Source organism: Variovorax sp. WDL1, from assembly GCF_001541225.1.
In the GTDB taxonomy this organism is placed as follows: Bacteria; Pseudomonadota; Gammaproteobacteria; order Burkholderiales; family Burkholderiaceae_C; genus Variovorax.
Genome location: NZ_LMTS01000255.1, coordinates 1 through 17,920, shown reverse-complemented (window position 1 = coordinate 17,920; position 17,920 = coordinate 1). Strand labels below are relative to the sequence as shown.

The following is a 17,920-nucleotide window of genomic DNA, read 5'->3' as shown; positions in this document are numbered from 1 at the left end:
GAAACGCACTGAGGCGGCCTGCCGCCGCTCCAAAAAAACAGCGCCCCGCAGGGCGCTGTGCAACGGCGCCATGGGCGCCGGGGAGGAGGAAACTGTCGAGCTGTCTCAGTAAGAAGCCTCCGCAAGACCCAAGGGCGTGAGGCCCTTTCCGCTTGCAGTTCTTGCAGCTTAGACGCGGAGCCCACTTCTCTCCTGCCGGAGAAGGCAATGCGCGCGCGTGGGTGGTGGCCTACAGCAATGGCGGGATCGAGCTGCGGCGCGTGCATCATTTCCCGTTCTTGCGAGCGGTCGCATGGGGAATCTCACGAATTGTTGCGGCGCACCTCCCGCTCAGGCGGCGCTCGGCATCATTCGCGCCTATTCAGCGAATGGACGAGCTCATGGACACGCTTCTTCTGTTGATTGCCATCAACTTCCTCACGGTTCCATTTCTGCAGGAGGCTGAGGCTCAGGGGCGCCGACTTCAGCGATTCCCTGGCGTCCCATGGATCCTGCGCCTTGCGCATGTACGCAGGGCGCATTGGTTTCGGCCCTTTTGCATCCTGGCCTTCTTCTTCCTGGCCGTTGCGGCGATGCAAACCCCGGCGGGACGTGTAGACGTTTCGACCTTGCTGGTTCACTTCGTGATCATGCAGGTGGTGCTGTGGGCGGTGGTGGTTCTGAGCGTACGCAAGCATGCCAACAAGGTCTTGCCGGCCGCTGGGGGCGCGGCCAGCGACCACGCCGGCGACCACCACCTCATCGCACCGCGCATGCACATCCTGTGAGGCCAGGACGCGGACGGGGCTGCCTGTGTGCCGCACGCTGCTTCTGCTGTCGCTCTTCCTGTTAGGCGGCTGCCAGTTCCGCGGCGAGCCGCGGCCACTCTTGCCGGAAGTCCGGCCACCGCCGACCTTCGTCGATGCGCCCGCGCGTTGCACCGCGGCACGTGCTCGCTTCGGGCTCGGCTGGCGCATCACCGCTCCACTGCTGGAAGAAATGCGCATGCGCACGGGAGCCCGCCGAGCGCGCCTCGTGCTGGCGACCGACCCCGACACACCCTTCGATGCCGCACGGCTCATCGTGGACATCGAGCCGAACGGCCGCGTGGTGGGTATACGCTGCGGTTAGCTCCTGCGCCATTGCCGGCACCAGAGGGTGCCTCAGGCGTCAATGAGGGGGCGCGGCAGCAGGCCCAGGAAATGGTCGAGCATCTGGAAGTGATCGTCCAGCAGCCGGTCTTCCAAGCCCGGCAGTGCGGCGATCGGAACCCATTCCGCGGCGGCCGCATCGTCGTCCGCGCGCACGCCAGGCAGGGGCTGCCGGTCGCCCAGGTCGAAGAAGTGGCCGTGGGTGATCGTACGGCCGCGCTGGCTGCGATCAGGCCGATCGAAAACTTCGGTACGGGCGAGGCAGGCGAGCAGTTCGGCGGGCGTCAGCGCCAGATGCGTTTCCTCATCGAGTTCGCGCAGCGCGGACTGCAGGGTGGTCTCGCGCATTTCGAGGAAACCGCCCGGCAGGGCGTGCAACCCCTTCCCGGGCGAATGGCCGCGGCGAATCAGCAGCACGTGCCCGCCGCACTTGACGACGCAGTCCACCGTAACCAGCACCACCGGGTAGGGCGCCACCGACCATGCGGCGTCATGTTGGCGCAGGACCTCCCATTCCTGCGCCAGCGCCGCATGCAGCGGAGTCGCCATCCAGGGGCGCAGGAAAGCCAGCGTGCCGGCGGGCACCGCGCGTACCAGCACATCGGGCGCTTCCCTCGCGCCGCCGAAGATCGCATCGCGCACGGTGGCCGCGCTGGCGCTGTGGATGCGTTCGGCGGTCTGCAGCGTCCAGCCCTCGAAGCCGCGCAGGTAGTCGCGCGTGGCGTCCTTCACATGGCCGATCAGCACCGTCGAGTCGCCCGTAGCAGGCGCCGCTCCCTGCGCTGCGAGCGCCGCATCGATTGCCAAGCGCACCTCGGCGAACCAGCGCTCCTCGTCGACGTGGTCGCGCATCGGCACGAAGAGCACGCGCGGGCGGTCGGCTTCGGCGAGGGCCAGGCGGATCATTTCCGTGCGCTCCTGCCAGGTGAAGGGGTTCTTCGGCGATCGCGCCTGAAAGGCCGAGCCGATCACCACCACCACGCGGGGCGCCGCGTCCAGCGCCTTTCGCAGCAGGGCGTGGTGTGCGTTGAGGAAGGGCTGGAAGCGGCCGATGAGAACGGCGCGATCGTGCGTGGCGGGAGGTCGTGTGGTCATGGGAGTGAGCTTCGTGTCGAGTCCATCTCGCGTCAATGAGGCTGCTCCGTGCCGGCGCTGATAATGAAAGACCGCAAGACGCGGCAACAACAATTTCGAGGCGCAGAGGGCGATGGTATTTGCAGATCGTGGGCGCGTGCTCGCATTCTTGTCCGTTGTCGCATCCATCGTCGGATGTAGCGAAGGCAGTGGCGGCGGATTGCCGCCAGCAAATGCGGTCCCGGCTGCCGCACTCAAGCCGCCTGGTGCTGCGGATTGCAGCGTCACACTGTACGGCGACAGCATCCTCTACGGCACTTACGGCACGACTCCCACGAATCGCCTGGTCGACCCCCCCGCGGCGGCCATCAAGCGCCTGCGGCCCGCCTACACGGTCGTCGACCGGACCTCGCCGGGCGACTTCGTCAACTTGCGTCTGCCGACGTTTCGGCGCGAAGCCATCGAAACGCGGTTCGTCGTGATCGAGCATGGCATGAACGATGCCGGTAACCGCTTCGACTATGCGGAGCCCTTGCGGTCGATGATCCGTGGCGTGAAAGCCATGGGGAAGACGCCAATCGTCACAGGCCTTTCACGCCCTCGGTCGGGCGAGGTCAGCACCCGCGATGCTTACGATGCGATCGCCCGCAGTGTTGCCGCGGAAGAGAGGGTGATCTTCGCGGACTGGGGCGCGGTGCCGATGACCGACGCGGATCTGCAGGACGAACTCCATCCCGGCCAGGATTACTCCCATCGGCTTGCCGAGCAACTGGTCTCGGCGCTGGATCGCGCGGCGCCGGAGTGCCGCTGATTCGGATCTGGTGCTGTCGCGGCGGGCTCGTCGAGATCGCCCTCGTTCAAAGTGAGTCGTGAGCGGTGTCGGCAGGCTCGGATCGAGGGGCTTTCCGGGTGGCTTGGCGCAAGCTTGTAATCCAGAGTCGAGCATGCCGTTGTTCGCGGCTTTCGAAGAGCCCGGCAACCCGGCGAATGGCGGGACGATCGATCGCAGCAATCGTCATCCAGTCGGTGGTCCCGAAGGGCTCCGCTTTGGTGCAACGCTCGACCAACGCTGGCCGTAGCGCCAAGATCGATTCGACGGGAATGTCGGGATCGGCATCCAGCATCCGCAATGCGATCTTTGCCGCCTTCGGACTCAGCACTTGGACCTTGTGAAGATGAAAATCCGACTCCATCGCGCGCTCCTTGAGAACCTTGGAATACAGGGGCGTACCAATATACAGATACTGCTGTGGAATGTGAAGTTTTCACATCCGAGTGGAGCTTGCGCGCCGAGCCGCCCAGGTGAGGCGGGCGTGAAAAAGCCCGCGCTGCGGCGGGCTTCGAGATTGGTCGTGGGCTCTTACGCGGTCCACGTTACGGCACATTCACATGCAGGAGTCACCGTTTGTTTTTCTCGTCGTGGTGGCTCTTATTCGACGTGCCGTCGTGAGATTCGGCATTGCCTGCGCAGGCTTCCCGATAGAGGCTGACGCGTGTCGGGGAAGGCGGATTGTAGCAGGCCTGCGCGAAAACCAAGAAAAATCAACACCTTACTGGTGCCCTCGACAGGAATCGAACCTATTTTTAGGCGAAAAGCCCGGAAATCGGCTGACTCCCTCGGTAGCGGTCCCCTCTGAGAGCTCTGCCGAACTAGGTTGAATTCGGTCCTTCTGTCCCGGTTTTTGTCCCGGTCTTGGGGCTGATGAACGCATCCAGGGCGTTGCGCTCGGCGCCATGGTCGGCTCCCTTGATCCACCGGCTGTAAACCCGGAAGAACATCTCCGGCGAGTGCCCGAGCTGCCCGGCGGCCCAAGCTGGCCGGTTGCCGGCCATCAGGCACATGGTCGCGAAGGTGTGGCGGGTCTGCCTGGCATCGCGGTAGCGGAGCTTCGAGACCTTCATGGCGGGCTTCCACCACTCATTGAGCGGGCCGTCGGTGCCGGCGAAGGGTTGGCCAGCGCGGTCCAGGAAGACATGGCCGCCGGCCAGTTGGGTGCGCGCTCGCTGGCGCTCCAGCACCCGCAGCGCCCGGCCGCTGAGCTCCACCATGCGCACGCTGCTGGTCTTCGTGCCCTTTTCCTTGCCGCGGGTGAGGGCTGTGTCCACCTTGACGGTGCCGGAACGTAGGTCGGCCCGGGTCCAGCGCAGCGCGATCTGCTCCGACGGCCGCAGGCCGGAGAAGAACGCGAACTCGTAATAGTCGCGTGCCTCCTCCTCGGTGAACTTGCTCAGCAGTACGTCCACCTCGGCCAAGTCGAAGGGGTCCGGCTCCGGCTCCTGGCGCCGGCGCATGGCGACGTGCTCGTGCAGGGGCTCTCGGATGATCTTCGACAGGTAGGCGTAGTGGAGCACCTGCTTGATGACCGTCCCGATGTTGTTGAAGGTCTTCGGGTTCTCCGGCAGCTTGGCCAGCAGGCTCATCAGCATCCGGTAGTCGAAATCCGCCATGTGCTTGCCCCGCACCTCGTCAAAGTGCAGGCTGCCCAGCGTCTGCTCGTAGTGGTGCATGGTGCTGTGCTGGACCGAGGATTTCTTGATCTTCAGCCATTCGGTCGCGACCTGGCCCCAGGTCAGACTTGGGGCGTCGGTCTTGCACCGCGGGCTGTCGGGAAAGTAGTCGGCCAGGGCGAAGGTGCCCCGCTCGATCTTGCCTAAGATCTCGTTTCGCAGCTTCTCGGCGTAGCGGATGTTCGTGGGCGTGGGGGCCAGCTCCAGCCGCTCCTTCCCGAAGCCGTAGCGGCGCAGGTCGATCTGCAGATGGGCGTCGCGGACGATTACGCCGGTTGAGGACTGGGCTGGTCTTGGCATTTGGGCTGGGAGCGCTTGCGGCCGCGGTTGCTCTGGATGCTGGGGCGCTTGTCGATCAGATCGTACAGGGCCTCCAGATCGATGAGCTTCCGCCCCTCGAACCACTTCCAGACCTTGCCCTCGGGCCAGACGCCAGAGGCGCCGGTGCGCTCGTGGAGGAACGACGCAGGCAAGCCGGTCTCACCCTCCGCCTTGTCGATGGTGATCCAGCGGGTCATGCTGCGACACCCCTGCATGCAGCATCTGCGAGCTGATCGGCGCGCTCGTTGCCCATGATGCCGGCGTGACCCTTCACCCACTGGATCTGATGCTGAGGCATGCGGGCGATCACCATCACCTGCCACAGGTCGGCGTTCATGACAGGCACCATCGCCCCCTTGTCCTTGCGCATCCACCCGCGGCGCTCCCAACCCTTGCACCAGGAGTTGAGGCCGTTGACGACGTACTGGCTGTCGCTGTGGATGCGCCCCGGACGGCCGCCCAGCCACATCATGGCGCGCAGCATGGCTGTCATCTCCATGCGGTTGTTGGTGGTCAGTCCCTCGGCAGCACCGTTGGCGGTGTGGATCTCGGCGCCGTTGGCGTAGGCCACGAAGCCCCATCCACCATTGGCGCTCGGGTTGGGCCAGCAGGCCCCATCGGTGTAGATCTCGATCACATCCGCTCCCGTTCCCTGAATTCCATCATCGGGCGCAGTGCTTGCGTGGACTTGCCGGCTACAAGACGCAGGTGCGTCGGTTCGCCGTCGTCGTTGCTCAGCATGTGGGCTGGGTAGAAGAACTCTTCCCCGTTGCGGTACTGGCAGCAGTAGCCGTGCTGGTAGTTGAACCGTCCGCCCTTGGAATCGACGAATTCGCCATCCTTGTCGCGGACGAGGTAGAGCTTGTATTCGCCGGTCACAACCAGCGAATGCTGGCCGACCCTGACGCTGTCGCCTACCTTGAACAGCGTACTTGCCTCGGCGAAGGCCTTGCGCGCTCCGTCGAACCCGATGTCGGCCTTCGGCTCGCTACGCGCCAGTTCCTGAATTTCCGCCTGCCGAGCTTCAATGCGCCGTTGTTCCTCTTCGTGGCTGATTCCCTTCGTCACCCGGACCTTGCGGCCGTAGAGAGTCACCTGCAGCCAGCGCTCGCTGCGCGCGGGCTTCGACCCACGGGGCTGCAGTACGCCGTCCAGGAAGATCGCCGAGGAGCGCGGCATGCCGGGCGTGCCGGGCAACTGCGCGGCGGTGATCAGGCCGGCTGCGATCATGTCCTCTGGCCGGCCCAAGTAGACGTCTCCGCTGGTGCCGTCGTCATACTCGATGCCCGGGAAAGTGACTGCGTCAGGCATTGACCGCCTCCTTGGGGAATTCGACGGTATCGACGAGGTCCTTGCACTGGCGCAGGAGGTACAGGGCGCCCCAGAGGCACTGGTTTGCCCATTCTTCGCAGCGCTCCGACATGAGGTTCTCGATCACCGACAGGTCGCAGCTGATGTCTTCGCAGTCGTCGAGCGTCAGACCCTTATTTGCCACCTGCTCCTCGAACTTGGCTGCAAGTGGCTCGACCAGTGCCCTCGCCGCACCGTAAGCACCGCCGCCATCGGGTACGTCCTGCCATTGGCTCTCAATGATGGCTGCCGCGGTTTGGAAGGTCGCAAGGGCGGTGAACAACTGATCGCAGGGTCGTTCGTCAACCTCGTCTTCGCCAGCAGGAAGATCGCAGTTCGTTGTGGAGTCGCAGGCGGTCTGCACGCCGTCGAGCTGCTGCCAAACTTCGCGAAGGTAGGGTTCGAAGACCGTCCCCTGCGCCAACGCAACGGCGCCGTCCAGCACCGCCAGAACCTTGAACAAGGCTTCATAGGTCGTCTGAGCGTCGCGCTGGGTGGGCGCCGGCTTGAGCATGCAGAGAACGTCGCCGTTCATCAGGTCGTGGGCGATGTGCTCGAGAACCAGTTCGAGCGACTCGCCTGACTCCGCCTTGTCGTAGGCGAGCTCAAGCTTACGGTCAGCGTCGCGAAGCGCAGTCGCAATGTAGGTGAGGCGCGCGGTCGTGGTCGCGTTGGTACTGGCCTTCAAGGCGCCGTCCTCGATGAGCGTCGCGGTCGCCTCCACCAGCTTGTGAGCTGCGGTCAGAAAATCGCGGCGCTCTTGACTGATCTCGTCGTCGGTGACGTTGATCGCAGCCATGATGATGGCGTCAACGTCGAAAACCCAATTCCGAAGTTCCTGGACCGTCCATTCGTCGTCGTCGATCACTGGTGCAATGGAGGCTTTGGCGAGCCGCGTCAGGCGAAGGGTGTTTCCGCCGCGCAACCCTTCATCAAGCCCGTCGGCATTGCGAAGCAAGTCGAGGGCAGTCTGGGCGGCAACGCGGCACTTGGCGAGCGCGTCTTGAGCCTCGTTCTCGTTCGGCTTGGTGGCCGGGACGGTTCTAGAGGAGGTAACAGCTGTAGCCGCATTGGCTACCCTTGTTGCTGTCCTAAGTGATGGAGTGCTAACATCAGTCATGTGACTCTGGTCCTAGTCCGATTTGGGTTCACACAGAGACCTGGACGGTTGCCGCCGCCCGGGTCTCGCCTTTTGTGCCTCAGATCAAGGGGGTGGCGAAACACCACCCCCTCCGCCCTGAGGCGCGGCGGTTCATTGGTGCAGTTCCGTTTCGAGCAGGCTAGGCTGCATGGCGGTGTCGAGCGCCTCGCGCTCGGCGCGCAGGCTGGGTAGTTCGCGGCGGCGAGCCAGCATGCGCTGCGAGCCGAATTGCGCCCACATGAAGCTGGTGGCATCGCGCTTCTCCAATTCCAGGCGTTGGTCCCAGAGGGATCGATAGCCATCAACGGCGATGGCTTGCAGCTGGTCGGCCATGGCATCAAATGCAGCGATGTAGCGCTCTTTGAGCACCGCCGCCTTGGCACCGGTGAAGCCCATCGCCAGGAACACGAAGCCGTTCTTGGTCATGAGGATGATTCGCTCTTGGCGCATCGCCCCTTTGGGGCCCGGAACATCCGCCATCGTCGCCTCAAAATTGAGCCGACGAAAAGCTTCGCTGCAATCCAAGTTGTCGAAGGCTCGAAGCACGTTCTTGTGCGCCTTCCCGAAGTGCTTGGCTACGCGGCGTGAGTCGGTCGTCAGCGTGGTGTCGTGCAGCGTGACGAACTCAGACAGGTCGTTCATGGCTTGGTCCTAGTCCGATTTCAGGATTGGGGGCGCTGGGCCGCGAGTTGCCGCTCGCGAGCCTCTTCCAGCACGCGGTTGATGATCCAGTTCGCCGAGCGCTCCTGAGCCTTCGCCTGGTCGTGAATCCAGCGATGGGTTTCCGCTTTCATGCGGACCTGGAAGGGCTTCGGATGCATGGTGTTGGGAGTACTCATGGTGTAATGGCTAAGTGCCATGTTGTAGCAGATTATGGCTATGTGCCATCACTGGTTGCAAATACATAATGGCTATGTGCCATGCCTTGATGTATGGCATTTAGCCATTAAGCTTGGGGCATGGTTGATTTCAGGAAAAAGAACCCGCCGCCCCCTGTGCCCGGAGTGGTGACGACCACCGCTCAGGCTGGGGAAAAGTACATCGTTCGCTTTCCCGATGGCATGCGTGAGCGCATCGCCGATGCCGCGAAGGCGAACAACCGATCCATGAACGCGGAAATCGTTGAGCGGCTGCAGCAGTCCTTCCTCGACGCTGAAGAACGCAGAACATCCGCCTATGTGCTTGCCGCCCTTCGGCACGAGATGGCCAGGTCCAAGCTGCGTGCTTGGCTCGACTCCAACCGCATGCGCGCCCTTGCGACTGACATATCGGTGTTGATGGGCATGATGGGAATGGCGAGGCAGACCTTTGAAGAGATCGAGACCGATCTGATCAAGATCGCAACTCGCGCCGACCAAGCGATTAGCGATGCCGAGCGCTCCGACTTCGAGCCCATTCAGAATGAACTCAAGGTGACGCGGGAATTGCTGCGAGAGGCGCAGAAGCGACACCCGGAGGACAGGCCGGTCCCCGATGAGGTCATCGACGCGTTGGCCCGCATTGCTAAGCTCCACGAAGAACTTGGCACACGCATGGACCGCTTCGAGGCGGACGGAGACTACTACTTTGGAGCAGACGAGGAGTCTGCGACGCCGCCTGGACCGCGCGAAATGAAAGTTGTTGAGATGGCACTGTTCGCGGTGCGCGCATTGAGATCCACGCTGCCCAAGGACCTGGATCTTGAGGAAACGTTTTTCCGCGCAAGCTTGGCCTTCCGGGAGCTTGCTCGCATGTATCCCGAAGGGCATCCGGACCATATTCCACGTCCGAAGCGTGCTCGACTCAAAAAGCCATGACATCAAGCCCACCTCCACGCCTTGCGCAGTGCGACGGCCGCGGCGAACAGCACGATCCACCCCGCGGTCTTGATTGCCTTCACTGCCGGCACTCCGGCGCGGCTGCATCGAGGGCGCGCACGAGCTGTTCTACCAGGCGCGTGCTGTAGGCCTGCCCGGGGTGCACGTCGTCTGCAAAATCCGCATCCGGGTGTGATACGGCTCCCCAGTCCGCGAAGATGGCGCCTTCCTCCTGCGCAACCTGGCGCGCAAGGGCGTCGTAGTCGTCGCGCCACTTCGGCGCGCCTTTCACATGTGAAAGCCCGGTGATGACCGGCGTCTTGCCGAGCGCCTTCACGCGCTGCACCATGGAGCGCAGCGGCTCGCGATAGTTGAAGCCGTTCCCGCCGTCGTTGATGCCGAACTGCAGGACCACGAAGCGGGTGTCGAGTTCCTCGGCCAGGAAGCCCTGCCTCCGAAGCTGAACCGAGTTGCCCGGCACCGTTCGATCGACGACGCGATACATGGGCCGCAGGCGCGCGATGCCGGCAGCAGGGGGCTCCGCCAGCTTGGACATCGGGAAGAAGGAGCCGTTGAGGACGGAATCACCTTCAAGCCACACCGAGCAGATCGGCGCAGGCTTGATCGGCTGCTCGGCCGGCTCCTCCTTCGCGGGCGTCGATATGGCACCGCTTATAGCGGGCATTCCGCCGCCGCCACCGCCACCACCGCATCCGGCCATTACTGTGAACGCGAAGGCCGAAGCCGTGATTCGAGCCGGTGTCAGGTCCTGGCGCTCATCGCGGCCGTGCATGGTGCCGAAGAACCAGTTGAAGAGGCGCGACGAAAGGATGAGGTCAAGCAGCATGGTCAGGCCCTCCGCTTCGGCATCAGGAGGCGGGTCACCAGCTCTCCCGACGGCATCTCCCATTCGGCTCGGAAGTCCCGGCAGCCCCGGAGGCGAAGCTGCTCGCGGTAGTTCTTGAACTCTTCCGTGCGGCCGAGCGCCAAGTGCGCATCACGGCGCAGGCCGTCCGCGCGGACAGGCGTTACGCCGTGAACGTCAGCGAGCATTTCGTCCGCGGCTTCGGTGAAGAGCAGGGCGGCGGCGCGCCAATTGCGGGTGCTAAGCGCGTTGCGCGCTGCGATCTCGAAGCTCGTGTGTGTGACGGTATCCATTTCCACTCCAGCGCCCGGCATGGGCAGGTGGAGTATGGCTGGACCATACAACTTCGGTCAAGTTCAACCAGACAACAACGGCTCTGCGACTACTAATAAAAAGTAATAACAGTTCGGTCAAACCGAACTGATCTCCTATATTGCTTCTCTACTCGCCGTCTTTAGAAGACTTCTTCTTGGACGACCAAAGATGAGACGAGACCATGGCTCTACCTGGTGGCGGTCGTAATTCCGGTGGAGGCGGACCCTTCGAATAGGTGACCTTCTCTGGCGAGAAGAACGTCTCCTGCTCTTCTGCAGGGAGGGAGTGATAAAGGGCCCGAACATGATAGAGCTGCGTTTCCCGCAGCCGGTTCTTCCCAAAAAGCAGTTCGTCCGGGCTGATGTCGAGCTTCATGCAGATCACGCGAAGCTGATCTGCCTTAGGGTAGTGCCGCTCGTTTTCCCAATCCGAAACTGAGGCCTTTGAGGCGTCCTTACCGCCTTCCCCGGCACCACGACCGAGTTCTTCACCGGTCATTCCTCGCGATTGCCGCGCAGCGCGCAGTCGCGAGCCGAACCCAAAGGATTTAGTAGTGGCCATCGGTGAAGTATGGGTTAGCAGGACTGGCCCCTGCAAGTATTGGGTCTGGTCTAGGTTGACAAATAAAGTTGGGTTCAGCCATACTCAGCGCATGCCTGAATGGACCATCCTCTTTGATCGCCGGGGCTTTCAAGCCCGTTTGGCTCGTCGTCTGAACATGCACCGGGCAAGCGTTGCCGAATGGCGCGACCGCGGCATTCCCATCGCGCACTGCGCAGTCGTTGAGGAGGAGTGCAACCACGAGTTCACCCGTCGCGACTTTCGGCCGAATGACTGGCAGGTGATCTGGCCGGAACTGTCGGCTGAGGCCAACAAGCAAATCGAAGGGGCGGGGTAGGCCATGGCGAGTCACCTCCATCTTGCTGGCCGACTGCGGGACCGCGACACATCAGTTTCGTGCGCGCTGAAGCGGACCTCGGCGTCGCCACCGATCAGGAGGATCTCAAGCTTCGACACGCGCAGCACGATGCGCGGCGGCGTCAGGCCGTGGGCGTCCGCGTTGGTCGAGAGCGTCGTGCGGGTGGAGCTGTGCAGCAACCCGTCCGCAGCTCGCATCGTGGGGGTAGGGCGGTAAGTCATGGCTGCATCGTCGCCCACCGTCCACGAAAGAGCACGCAAGACGCAGATGACGATCTTGCGCGCGCTGCAAGAGCCCGGCAGGCAGGTCGCACTGGCGACCTCCATGGGGATCAGCGAGTCGACGGTCAGCCGCCTCAAGAACGATCAGCTCGAGCAGTTCAGCGAGTTGCTGGCCCATCTGGGCCTCAAGGTGGTCAACCAGGAAATGCAGTGCTTTCCACCGGACCAGATACAGGCGTTGCTGACCCTGTCGAAGGTCCACCTGGCCAGCATCGAGCGGCCGGATCAGCTGGTTTGGGAGTGACCATGCGCCGCGCCGTCCTCTGGGTCGCTCACTTTCTGTATTGGTGCTCTGTGCACCGCGGGCACGTCGGCCGCGCCGTCTGGGCGACGAATCATGAATTGGGATCTTGGAAATGACAGCATCGAATCTGCCAGACGCGGCGTTCACGCCGAGTGAGGACACGGCTCCATCATGGGAGGACATGCGCCAGGGCGGCTGCATGCTGATAGACGACTCGCTGCAGAAGCTGGCGGTGTACGCAGGCGGCGGCGGCAGCGTCGTCCTGATGGAAGAGGACTGCGACAGCGACCTGCGTTTCGTTGTCATCGAGCATGACAAGGTGCCGGCGCTGGTCGCCGCGTTGACCAAGGCGCAGGCCGAAGCCGCAGAGATCTGGGCTGAGGTCGAGAAGGAGATCGAAGCTTACGAGGCGGCGGGCAGCGGCATCGCTTCAGGAGAAGTGGGGTCACATCGCTGATGGCCCGCGCCCGCAACATCAAGCCGGGCTTCTTCAAGAACGAAGACCTGGCCGAGTGCTCGGCCTTCGCGCGCCTGTGCTTCGCCGGCCTATGGACCCTGGCGGATCGCGAAGGGCGGCTGGAGGACCGGGCGAAGAAGATCAAGGGCGAGCTCTTCCCCTTCGACTCGATCGAGGTCGAGCCGCTCCTGCAGGAGCTCGTGCGGTGGGGCTTCATCAAGCGCTACCAGTGGGCCGGCGTCCGATACATCCAGATCGCGGCGTTCGTGAAACACCAGGTTCCCCACGGCACCGAAAAAGATGGGCAAATCCCTGACGAAGAAGGTTTCCTCACCGTTCACGAACGTGGCAAGAACGGTTATGCGACCGGCGCCAGCCATCGCGCATCCTGTGCGGCAACAGTTTTACCAGCCAGTGCAGAGGGGGGCGAAGACAGTGCTCTAACTGTTAAGCCGCATGGCTCACCTGATGCCGAGAACAGTGGTTTAACAGTTAAGGAACAGGTGCATAACACCCTGATTCCTGATTCACTGATTCCTGATTCAAGTAATACCCCCCATACCCCCCAAGGGGGGCAGCGACCCTCCGCCGAGGAAGAGGAGCCGGGGGGATTCGTCGTGTTCTACGCTGCCTATCCGCGCAAGAAGGGCAGGAAGGCGGCGCTGAAGGCTTGGCTGAAGCTGGCGCCGGACGATGTGCTGCAGGCGAAGATCCTAGGGGCCCTAGCCGCGCAGCGCCCGCACCTCGACAAGCGCGAGAACGGGCGCTTCATCCCGCATCCATCGACCTGGCTGAACGAGGGCCGATGGGACGACGAACTGCCCGGCGCAAAGGCCGCTGCGCCACTGGACGCGAGCGGGTCGGTGTGGTGGCAGGCAGCCGGTTTCGACTCGGTCGATCACGCGGCCAACGAGCGGTGCCACGTCGGTAACTTCCGCGAGTACCGCGATGCCCGGCGCATCAGCGAGGTCACGGCGTGAACGCGGGCGAGCTCAAGGTCCGCATGGCCAGCCAGGCTGTGGAAATCGCCCAGTACCTGCTGCCGCACGGAAAGCGCAAGGGGCCCGAGTTCAAGGCGGGCAACACCAGCGGCGAACCGGGCGACAGCTTGTCGGTGCGCCTGACCGGTGCCAAGGCCGGCCTGTGGAAGGACTTCGCGAGCGGGGAGGGCGGCGACCTCCTGGACCTGTGGATGGCCTGCCGCGGGCTCGACATCGTGGAGGCGATGAAGGAGGCCAAGCGCCACCTGGGCATCCGCGATGACTTCCCGAAGCCGCCCGAGCGCACCTATCGCCGGCCAGTGAGCCCTGGCGTGCCCGCCGCGAAGGGCAGGGCGCTGGAATGGTTGCGTGGCCGGGGGCTGACCGAGGAAACGGTTCGGGCCTTCAAGGTCGCCGAGCAGCTGCAGCACGGCAAGGTCTATGCCGTGTTCCCGTTCATCGACGACACCGGCGAGTTGCTGAACATCAAGTACCGCAACATCGACGAGAAAAAGGACATGCGGCAGGAGAAGGACGCCGCGCCGTGCCTCTTCGGCTGGCACCTCATCGATCGGAAGGCGCGGGTTGTCACGATCACCGAGGGCGAGATCGACGCCATGACGCTGCATCAGATGCGCGTGCCGGCGCTGTCGGTCAACCAGGGGGCCGGGAATCACCAGTGGCTCGAAACCGACTGGGACCGGCTCGAACGCTTCGACGAGATCCTGATCTGCTTCGACAACGATGAGGCGGGCGACAAGGGCGCGAAGGAGGTCATCCAGCGCCTGGGCGTGGAGCGCTGCCGGCGCGTGCGGCTCGGTGCAAAGGACGCGAACCAGTGGCTGCTGGACGGGGCCGAGGCGGTCGACTTCCAGCAGGCCATGGACGATGCGCGCCCGCTGGACCCGGAGGAGCTGCGCAACGCGGACGAGTTCACGCCGGAGGTCGAAGCGCTGTTCTACCCGGACCCGGACGCGCCGCGAGACCCGCGCATCGAGTTCGACAAGCTCTTCGACTTCTTCGAGTTCCGCGGCGGCGAGTACACCTGCTGGACCGGCATCAACGGGCACGGCAAGAGCCTGATGCTCGACCAGATCCTGCTCGGGCTGATGAAGCAAGGCGAGCGGGTCGCCGTGTTCTCGGGCGAGATCCCACCGGACAAGCACCTGCAGCGGCTGCACAAGCAGGCGACCGGGATCTACCGGCCGTCGCGCGAGTACATCCGGGCGGTGGGCGTCTGGCTCAGCGACAAGTGCTGGCTCTTCGACCTAGTGGGCACCGCGAAGCTTGATCGACTTCTCGAGGTGTTCGCCTATGCCGCGCGGCGCTACGGCGTGCGCCAGTTCGTCATCGACAGCCTGATGATGATCGACGTTCCCTCGGACGGCATCGGCGCGATCACCAAGCAGAACGAGGCGGTGCAGAAGATCGTCGCCTTCAAGAAGGCCCACGGCGCACACGTCCACCTTGTCGCGCACCCTCGCAAGCAGAAGGACGAGGACCAGGCGCCCGGAAAGATGGATGTCGCCGGTGCTGGCGGCATCGTCAACGGCGCTGACAACGTGTTTTCGATCTGGCGCGCGCAGAAGGATGAGGCGCCCTTCGACCTGAACGATCCCGATTCGGTCGCGGCCTGGGAAAAGCAGAAGGCAGAGCCGGACGCCAAGCTGATCCTGATGAAGGCTCGCTACGGCGAGCACCAGGACTACACGCTGCGGCTATGGTTCGACAAGCCATCCATGCAGTACCGGTCTCAGCCGCGGCGCTACCCGCTTTCTTACGTCCCTTTCTCTACCCAAGACCAGCAGGTCCGGCCATGAACCTTTTCGCCTTGCTCCTAAGCGCCGCGGTGGTGATGGGCACGATGGCGTGCGTCATGCCCAATACCGAATTCATGCTGGCCATGCGGATCGTCCTGAGCGTGCTGCTGGTGATCTACGTTGGGCTGCTGGCCTACATCGAGATCCAGTCTCGGCGCATCGCGCGCGAGATTCAAGAACTGAAAGGCCAAGCCCAATGAAAATTCTCGATCGGTATGCCAGCGCCATCCGTTCCTCGAACCTCAAGAGCGACCCGCGCTCCACGATGTCGGACACCGATGTCCTGGGCGCGATGGGCCTTGCCGCGAAGCATGAGCCGCTGGCCGCAGCGCTACAGCGCCTCTTCTGTGGCGACAACTCGGCCGCCGTCCAAATAGTCGAGATCCTCTCGGATGAGGCCTGGAAGCAGGCGCGCGGAATGCGGGTGAAGCTCAACCGGGTCCAGGCGTTGGACATGGCGAGGGTGTGCCTTGCTTGGCATCGCGATGGCACCTGCAAGCCTTGCGGCGGGCACGGCGTCACGCTGATCCCTGGCACCAGGACGCTGGGCACCCAGAAGTGCAAGCCTTGCCAAGGCGAAGGGAAAGTTTCTTTCGAGCGCCAGTTGCCAGCACCTCAGCGAGAACTCGCGCGCTGGTTGATCAGCCGCATGGAGGAGTGCCAATCGAGGGCAGGACCTGAAGCGATGAAGAAACTACGCGAGACCATGGAGTAGGGTTGCGAATACTCTACCGTCCAGTACAATACTGATGCCTGTACAAATCCCGGGTGTGCCGGGAACAATAAGAGCAGCTCAACCCTAGATGGATGAGCGCGCCCTTCGGATAGCCGAAGCCGCCCAGCTACTGCTCGGCGGCTTTGTTTTTTGCGGCATCGTCTCAAAACCCTAGGTACTTGGTTAGTAGCACCTCGTACTCAATCTGGCCCTTCGTCGCTTTCACGCGCCGATCAACATCGATCACGACCATCACGTCCTTGGTGCTGTCGAAGGCGCTCTTGAGGTACAGATGAGAAACCACAGCCTGAGCGGTGGACTCCGCTTCGAAGACGTAGAACGACGTGGTTTGGTCCCAAACCTTGCCAGGACCCCCGGCGAACTTCTCTACAGTTTCGACAAATGATTCGTATCGAGTCTGATAGCCGGAGTCGGAGGCGATGCGGAACGTGAGAATGAAGTGAGCCATGGTGATGGGGGGTTCTTGGTTGGATGGAGTGCCCCTTGTAGGAAGTGCGGATCGCAGGGTCAATGCGCTAGAAGTAGTACGGCCGTGACTTATTGCTCGTTTCTGTTTCCGCGGTGTAGCGCAGCCAGGTAGCGCGCGGGGCTCATAACCCTGAGGTCGCCCGTTCGAATCGGGCCATCGCAACCATTTCAGCCCCCGTTTCTACCGCGAACCTGAAGCGGCCCGCCACGGGTAAATGGCGGGGAGAGTCCACGACTGCGACACCGTGCAATCAGGGGAATCGCGATCGGCAGCGTCCCAGCCGCGACCACCGCGGTAGCCCGATGGGCGCACCTCAACTCGGATAAGCCAAGGAAGCCCCGAACCATGACCATGTTTGAAAACAATCAAACGAATTCAAAGAATTCAAAGGGCCGGGGCGGTGCGAGGAAGAACGCAGGCCGCAAGACTGGCTCGGCCACGAAGAAGACACGCGAGATCGCGGACAAGGCAGCCGAGGAGGGGCTGACACCGCTTGAGGTGATGCTGCAGACGATGCGCGCCCTGGTGGGTCGCTTCGACACGCTGCAGAAGGCGGCCAGGACCGATGATGAGCGCGCCGCCGTGCCGCTCGACTTCATGATCGAGGCATCCGGTATCGCGAAGGACGCCGCTCCGTACATCCATCCGCGCCTGGCCGCGATCGAGCATTCCGGGGAGATCAAGACCCGCAGCCTGGCCGAAGAGCTGGCGGAACTGAATGGCGCTCAGTCCAACACAGCAAGCCGTCCTCCGGTGGCGTGAGGGCGGTCCGGCACTCTTCGCGCAGGAGGTGCTGGGGGCTGATCCGACCGATCAGCAGTGGGACGCCAGCCGCAACCTGGTGAAGAGGCGCCGCGTGTCGATCCGATCGGGTCACGGCACGGGCAAATCGACGTTCATGGCCTGGTGCGTGCTGTGGTTCCTGGCGTGCTACTTCCCTGCGAAGGTGCCGGCGACCGCACCCACGGCGCACCAGCTCGAAGACGTGCTGTGGTCCGAGATTGCCAAGTGGCACCGGACCATGAAAGAGAAGTACCCGGCGCTGGGCGGGCAGTTCACCTGGTCTGCCGGCGCTTTCCGGATGGCCTCGGCGCCCAATGAATCCTTCTCGGTGGCGCGCACCTCGCGTCCGGAGCGGCCAGAGGCGCTGCAGGGCTTCCACTCCGAGAACATCCTGTTCTTGATCGATGAGGCCTCGGGCGTCAGCGACAACGTGTTCGAGGTCGCGGAGGGCGCGCTGTCTACCGATGGCGCTTTCGTCGTGATGGCTGCCAACCCGACCCGGCAGAGCGGCTACTTCTTCGACTCGCACCACAAGATGCGCGGGGCATGGGCTGCGCTGCACTGGGATGGTGAAGCAAGCCCGATGGTCTCGCGGGCCTACATCGAGAACATGGCCAAGAAGTACGGGCGGCAAAGCTCGGTCTTCAAGGTTCGCGTGAAGGGAGAGTTCGTGGGCGCACCTGATGGAGTGATGTATGCGTCCGGCAATCCCATCTTGAATGCGGCTTAGG

Annotated in this window: 27 protein-coding genes and 1 tRNA gene; 14 read left to right on the top strand and 14 right to left on the bottom strand. The window is 63.3% G+C overall.

Annotation, left to right across the window (positions count from 1 at the left end; genetic code table 11):
• Window positions 1–152 precede the first annotated feature (152 nt).
• Together APY03_RS31825 and APY03_RS31820 are read left to right on the top strand one after the other, a co-directional pair.
• Window positions 153–767 (top strand): hypothetical protein, encoded by a 615-nt coding sequence (locus APY03_RS31825; protein ID WP_146039400.1) that lies wholly within the window; start codon window positions 153–155, stop codon window positions 765–767.
• A gap of 25 nt (window positions 768–792) precedes the next feature.
• Window positions 793–1,110, top strand: a complete 318-nt coding sequence (locus APY03_RS31820) for a hypothetical protein (protein ID WP_102905553.1) — start codon at window positions 793–795, stop codon at window positions 1,108–1,110.
• 32 nt (window positions 1,111–1,142) lie between these two features.
• On the opposite strand, the gene APY03_RS31815 is transcribed toward APY03_RS31820, so the two are convergent.
• The gene (locus APY03_RS31815) at window positions 1,143–2,225 is read right to left on the bottom strand and encodes an NUDIX domain-containing protein (protein ID WP_068683480.1); all 1,083 of its coding nucleotides are present in this window, start codon (window positions 2,223–2,225) and stop codon (window positions 1,143–1,145) included.
• A 136-nt stretch (window positions 2,226–2,361) separates the two neighbouring features.
• On the opposite strand from APY03_RS31815, the gene APY03_RS31810 reads away from it, so the two are divergent.
• Window positions 2,362–3,015: an SGNH/GDSL hydrolase family protein gene (locus APY03_RS31810; protein ID WP_232081147.1), complete on the top strand. Its 654-nt coding sequence runs from the start codon at window positions 2,362–2,364 to the stop codon at window positions 3,013–3,015.
• A gap of 46 nt (window positions 3,016–3,061) precedes the next feature.
• On the opposite strand, the gene APY03_RS31805 is transcribed toward APY03_RS31810, so the two are convergent.
• The 8 genes from APY03_RS31805 to APY03_RS41940 all read right to left on the bottom strand — a co-directional run bounded on the left by APY03_RS31805 (window position 3,062) and on the right by APY03_RS41940 (window position 8,363).
• The gene (locus APY03_RS31805) at window positions 3,062–3,397 is read right to left on the bottom strand and encodes a hypothetical protein (protein WP_068683476.1); all 336 of its coding nucleotides are present in this window, start codon (window positions 3,395–3,397) and stop codon (window positions 3,062–3,064) included.
• A 457-nt stretch (window positions 3,398–3,854) separates the two neighbouring features.
• Window positions 3,855–5,012 (bottom strand): site-specific integrase, encoded by a 1,158-nt coding sequence (locus tag APY03_RS31800; protein ID WP_068683474.1) that lies wholly within the window; start codon window positions 5,010–5,012, stop codon window positions 3,855–3,857.
• Entirely contained in the window at window positions 4,979–5,230 is a 252-nt protein-coding gene (locus APY03_RS31795) for a hypothetical protein (RefSeq protein WP_068683472.1), read from the bottom strand. Before APY03_RS31795 ends, APY03_RS31800 begins: the two co-directional genes overlap by 34 nt.
• The gene (locus APY03_RS31790; RefSeq protein ID WP_232081146.1) at window positions 5,227–5,670 is read right to left on the bottom strand and encodes a ribonuclease H family protein; all 444 of its coding nucleotides are present in this window, start codon (window positions 5,668–5,670) and stop codon (window positions 5,227–5,229) included. Before APY03_RS31790 ends, APY03_RS31795 begins: the two co-directional genes overlap by 4 nt.
• Window positions 5,667–6,263, bottom strand: coding sequence for a hypothetical protein (locus APY03_RS31785; protein WP_146039399.1), 597 nt, complete (start codon window positions 6,261–6,263; stop codon window positions 5,667–5,669). Before APY03_RS31785 ends, APY03_RS31790 begins: the two co-directional genes overlap by 4 nt.
• A 73-nt stretch (window positions 6,264–6,336) precedes the next feature.
• Window positions 6,337–7,503, bottom strand: a complete 1,167-nt coding sequence (locus APY03_RS31780) for a hypothetical protein (protein ID WP_146039398.1) — start codon at window positions 7,501–7,503, stop codon at window positions 6,337–6,339.
• 132 nt (window positions 7,504–7,635) lie between these two features.
• Entirely contained in the window at window positions 7,636–8,166 is a 531-nt protein-coding gene (locus APY03_RS31775; protein ID WP_068683465.1) for a Rha family transcriptional regulator, read from the bottom strand.
• A gap of 20 nt (window positions 8,167–8,186) precedes the next feature.
• Window positions 8,187–8,363 carry a hypothetical protein gene (locus tag APY03_RS41940; RefSeq protein WP_157103483.1) on the bottom strand — a complete coding sequence of 59 codons (177 nt, stop codon included), beginning with the start codon at window positions 8,361–8,363 and terminating at the stop codon, window positions 8,187–8,189.
• Between the two features lie 120 nt (window positions 8,364–8,483).
• Here APY03_RS41940 and APY03_RS31770 point away from each other — a divergent pair, with 120 nt between their 5' ends.
• Window positions 8,484–9,320 carry an Arc family DNA-binding protein gene (locus APY03_RS31770; RefSeq protein WP_083944689.1) on the top strand — a complete coding sequence of 279 codons (837 nt, stop codon included), beginning with the start codon at window positions 8,484–8,486 and terminating at the stop codon, window positions 9,318–9,320.
• Between the two features lie 79 nt (window positions 9,321–9,399).
• On the opposite strand, the gene APY03_RS31765 is transcribed toward APY03_RS31770, so the two are convergent.
• From APY03_RS31765 to APY03_RS40790, 3 genes are all read right to left on the bottom strand, one after another.
• Window positions 9,400–10,167 carry an SGNH/GDSL hydrolase family protein gene (locus tag APY03_RS31765; RefSeq protein WP_068683461.1) on the bottom strand — a complete coding sequence of 256 codons (768 nt, stop codon included), beginning with the start codon at window positions 10,165–10,167 and terminating at the stop codon, window positions 9,400–9,402.
• Window positions 10,168–10,169: 2 nt separating this feature from the next.
• Entirely contained in the window at window positions 10,170–10,478 is a 309-nt protein-coding gene (locus tag APY03_RS41935; protein ID WP_068683459.1) for a hypothetical protein, read from the bottom strand.
• 148 nt (window positions 10,479–10,626) lie between these two features.
• Window positions 10,627–11,061 carry a helix-turn-helix domain-containing protein gene (locus APY03_RS40790; RefSeq protein ID WP_083944687.1) on the bottom strand — a complete coding sequence of 145 codons (435 nt, stop codon included), beginning with the start codon at window positions 11,059–11,061 and terminating at the stop codon, window positions 10,627–10,629.
• A gap of 91 nt (window positions 11,062–11,152) precedes the next feature.
• Here APY03_RS40790 and APY03_RS31755 point away from each other — a divergent pair, with 91 nt between their 5' ends.
• Window positions 11,153–11,398, top strand: a complete 246-nt coding sequence (locus APY03_RS31755) for a YdaS family helix-turn-helix protein (protein WP_068683458.1) — start codon at window positions 11,153–11,155, stop codon at window positions 11,396–11,398.
• Window positions 11,399–11,409: 11 nt separating this feature from the next.
• On the opposite strand, the gene APY03_RS31750 is transcribed toward APY03_RS31755, so the two are convergent.
• Complete coding sequence (locus tag APY03_RS31750) at window positions 11,410–11,640, bottom strand: hypothetical protein (RefSeq protein ID WP_068683456.1); 231 nt, start codon at window positions 11,638–11,640, stop codon at window positions 11,410–11,412.
• Between APY03_RS31750 and APY03_RS31745 the strand changes: the two genes are divergently transcribed.
• From APY03_RS31745 to APY03_RS31715, 6 genes are all read left to right on the top strand, one after another.
• Window positions 11,639–11,944 (top strand): CII family transcriptional regulator, encoded by a 306-nt coding sequence (locus APY03_RS31745; RefSeq protein WP_068683454.1) that lies wholly within the window; start codon window positions 11,639–11,641, stop codon window positions 11,942–11,944. The genes APY03_RS31750 and APY03_RS31745 overlap by 2 nt on opposite strands.
• 112 nt (window positions 11,945–12,056) lie before the next feature.
• The gene (locus tag APY03_RS31740) at window positions 12,057–12,401 is read left to right on the top strand and encodes a hypothetical protein (protein WP_146039397.1); all 345 of its coding nucleotides are present in this window, start codon (window positions 12,057–12,059) and stop codon (window positions 12,399–12,401) included.
• Window positions 12,401–13,381, top strand: coding sequence for a phage replication protein (locus tag APY03_RS41930; protein ID WP_146039396.1), 981 nt, complete (start codon window positions 12,401–12,403; stop codon window positions 13,379–13,381). The genes APY03_RS31740 and APY03_RS41930 overlap by 1 nt, the downstream gene beginning before the upstream one ends.
• Window positions 13,378–15,201 carry a toprim domain-containing protein gene (locus APY03_RS31725; RefSeq protein ID WP_083944686.1) on the top strand — a complete coding sequence of 608 codons (1,824 nt, stop codon included), beginning with the start codon at window positions 13,378–13,380 and terminating at the stop codon, window positions 15,199–15,201. Before APY03_RS41930 ends, APY03_RS31725 begins: the two co-directional genes overlap by 4 nt.
• On the top strand, window positions 15,198–15,401 hold the full coding sequence (locus APY03_RS31720; RefSeq protein WP_068683446.1) for a hypothetical protein: 204 nt from the start codon (window positions 15,198–15,200) through the stop codon (window positions 15,399–15,401). The genes APY03_RS31725 and APY03_RS31720 overlap by 4 nt, the downstream gene beginning before the upstream one ends.
• Entirely contained in the window at window positions 15,398–15,916 is a 519-nt protein-coding gene (locus APY03_RS31715; RefSeq protein WP_068683444.1) for a hypothetical protein, read from the top strand. Before APY03_RS31720 ends, APY03_RS31715 begins: the two co-directional genes overlap by 4 nt.
• Before the next feature lie 163 nt (window positions 15,917–16,079).
• Here APY03_RS31715 and APY03_RS31710 read toward each other — a convergent pair whose 3' ends face one another.
• Window positions 16,080–16,385, bottom strand: coding sequence for a hypothetical protein (locus APY03_RS31710; RefSeq protein ID WP_068683442.1), 306 nt, complete (start codon window positions 16,383–16,385; stop codon window positions 16,080–16,082).
• Window positions 16,386–16,494: 109 nt separating this feature from the next.
• Here APY03_RS31710 and APY03_RS31705 point away from each other — a divergent pair.
• From APY03_RS31705 to APY03_RS31695, 3 genes are all read left to right on the top strand, one after another.
• Window positions 16,495–16,571: transfer RNA gene (locus APY03_RS31705), tRNA-Met, on the top strand.
• A gap of 180 nt (window positions 16,572–16,751) precedes the next feature.
• Complete coding sequence (locus tag APY03_RS31700) at window positions 16,752–17,168, top strand: hypothetical protein (protein ID WP_197913152.1); 417 nt, start codon at window positions 16,752–16,754, stop codon at window positions 17,166–17,168.
• Window positions 17,125–17,919 (top strand): hypothetical protein, encoded by a 795-nt coding sequence (locus APY03_RS31695; RefSeq protein ID WP_146039395.1) that lies wholly within the window; start codon window positions 17,125–17,127, stop codon window positions 17,917–17,919. Before APY03_RS31700 ends, APY03_RS31695 begins: the two co-directional genes overlap by 44 nt.
• Window position 17,920 lies beyond the last annotated feature (1 nt).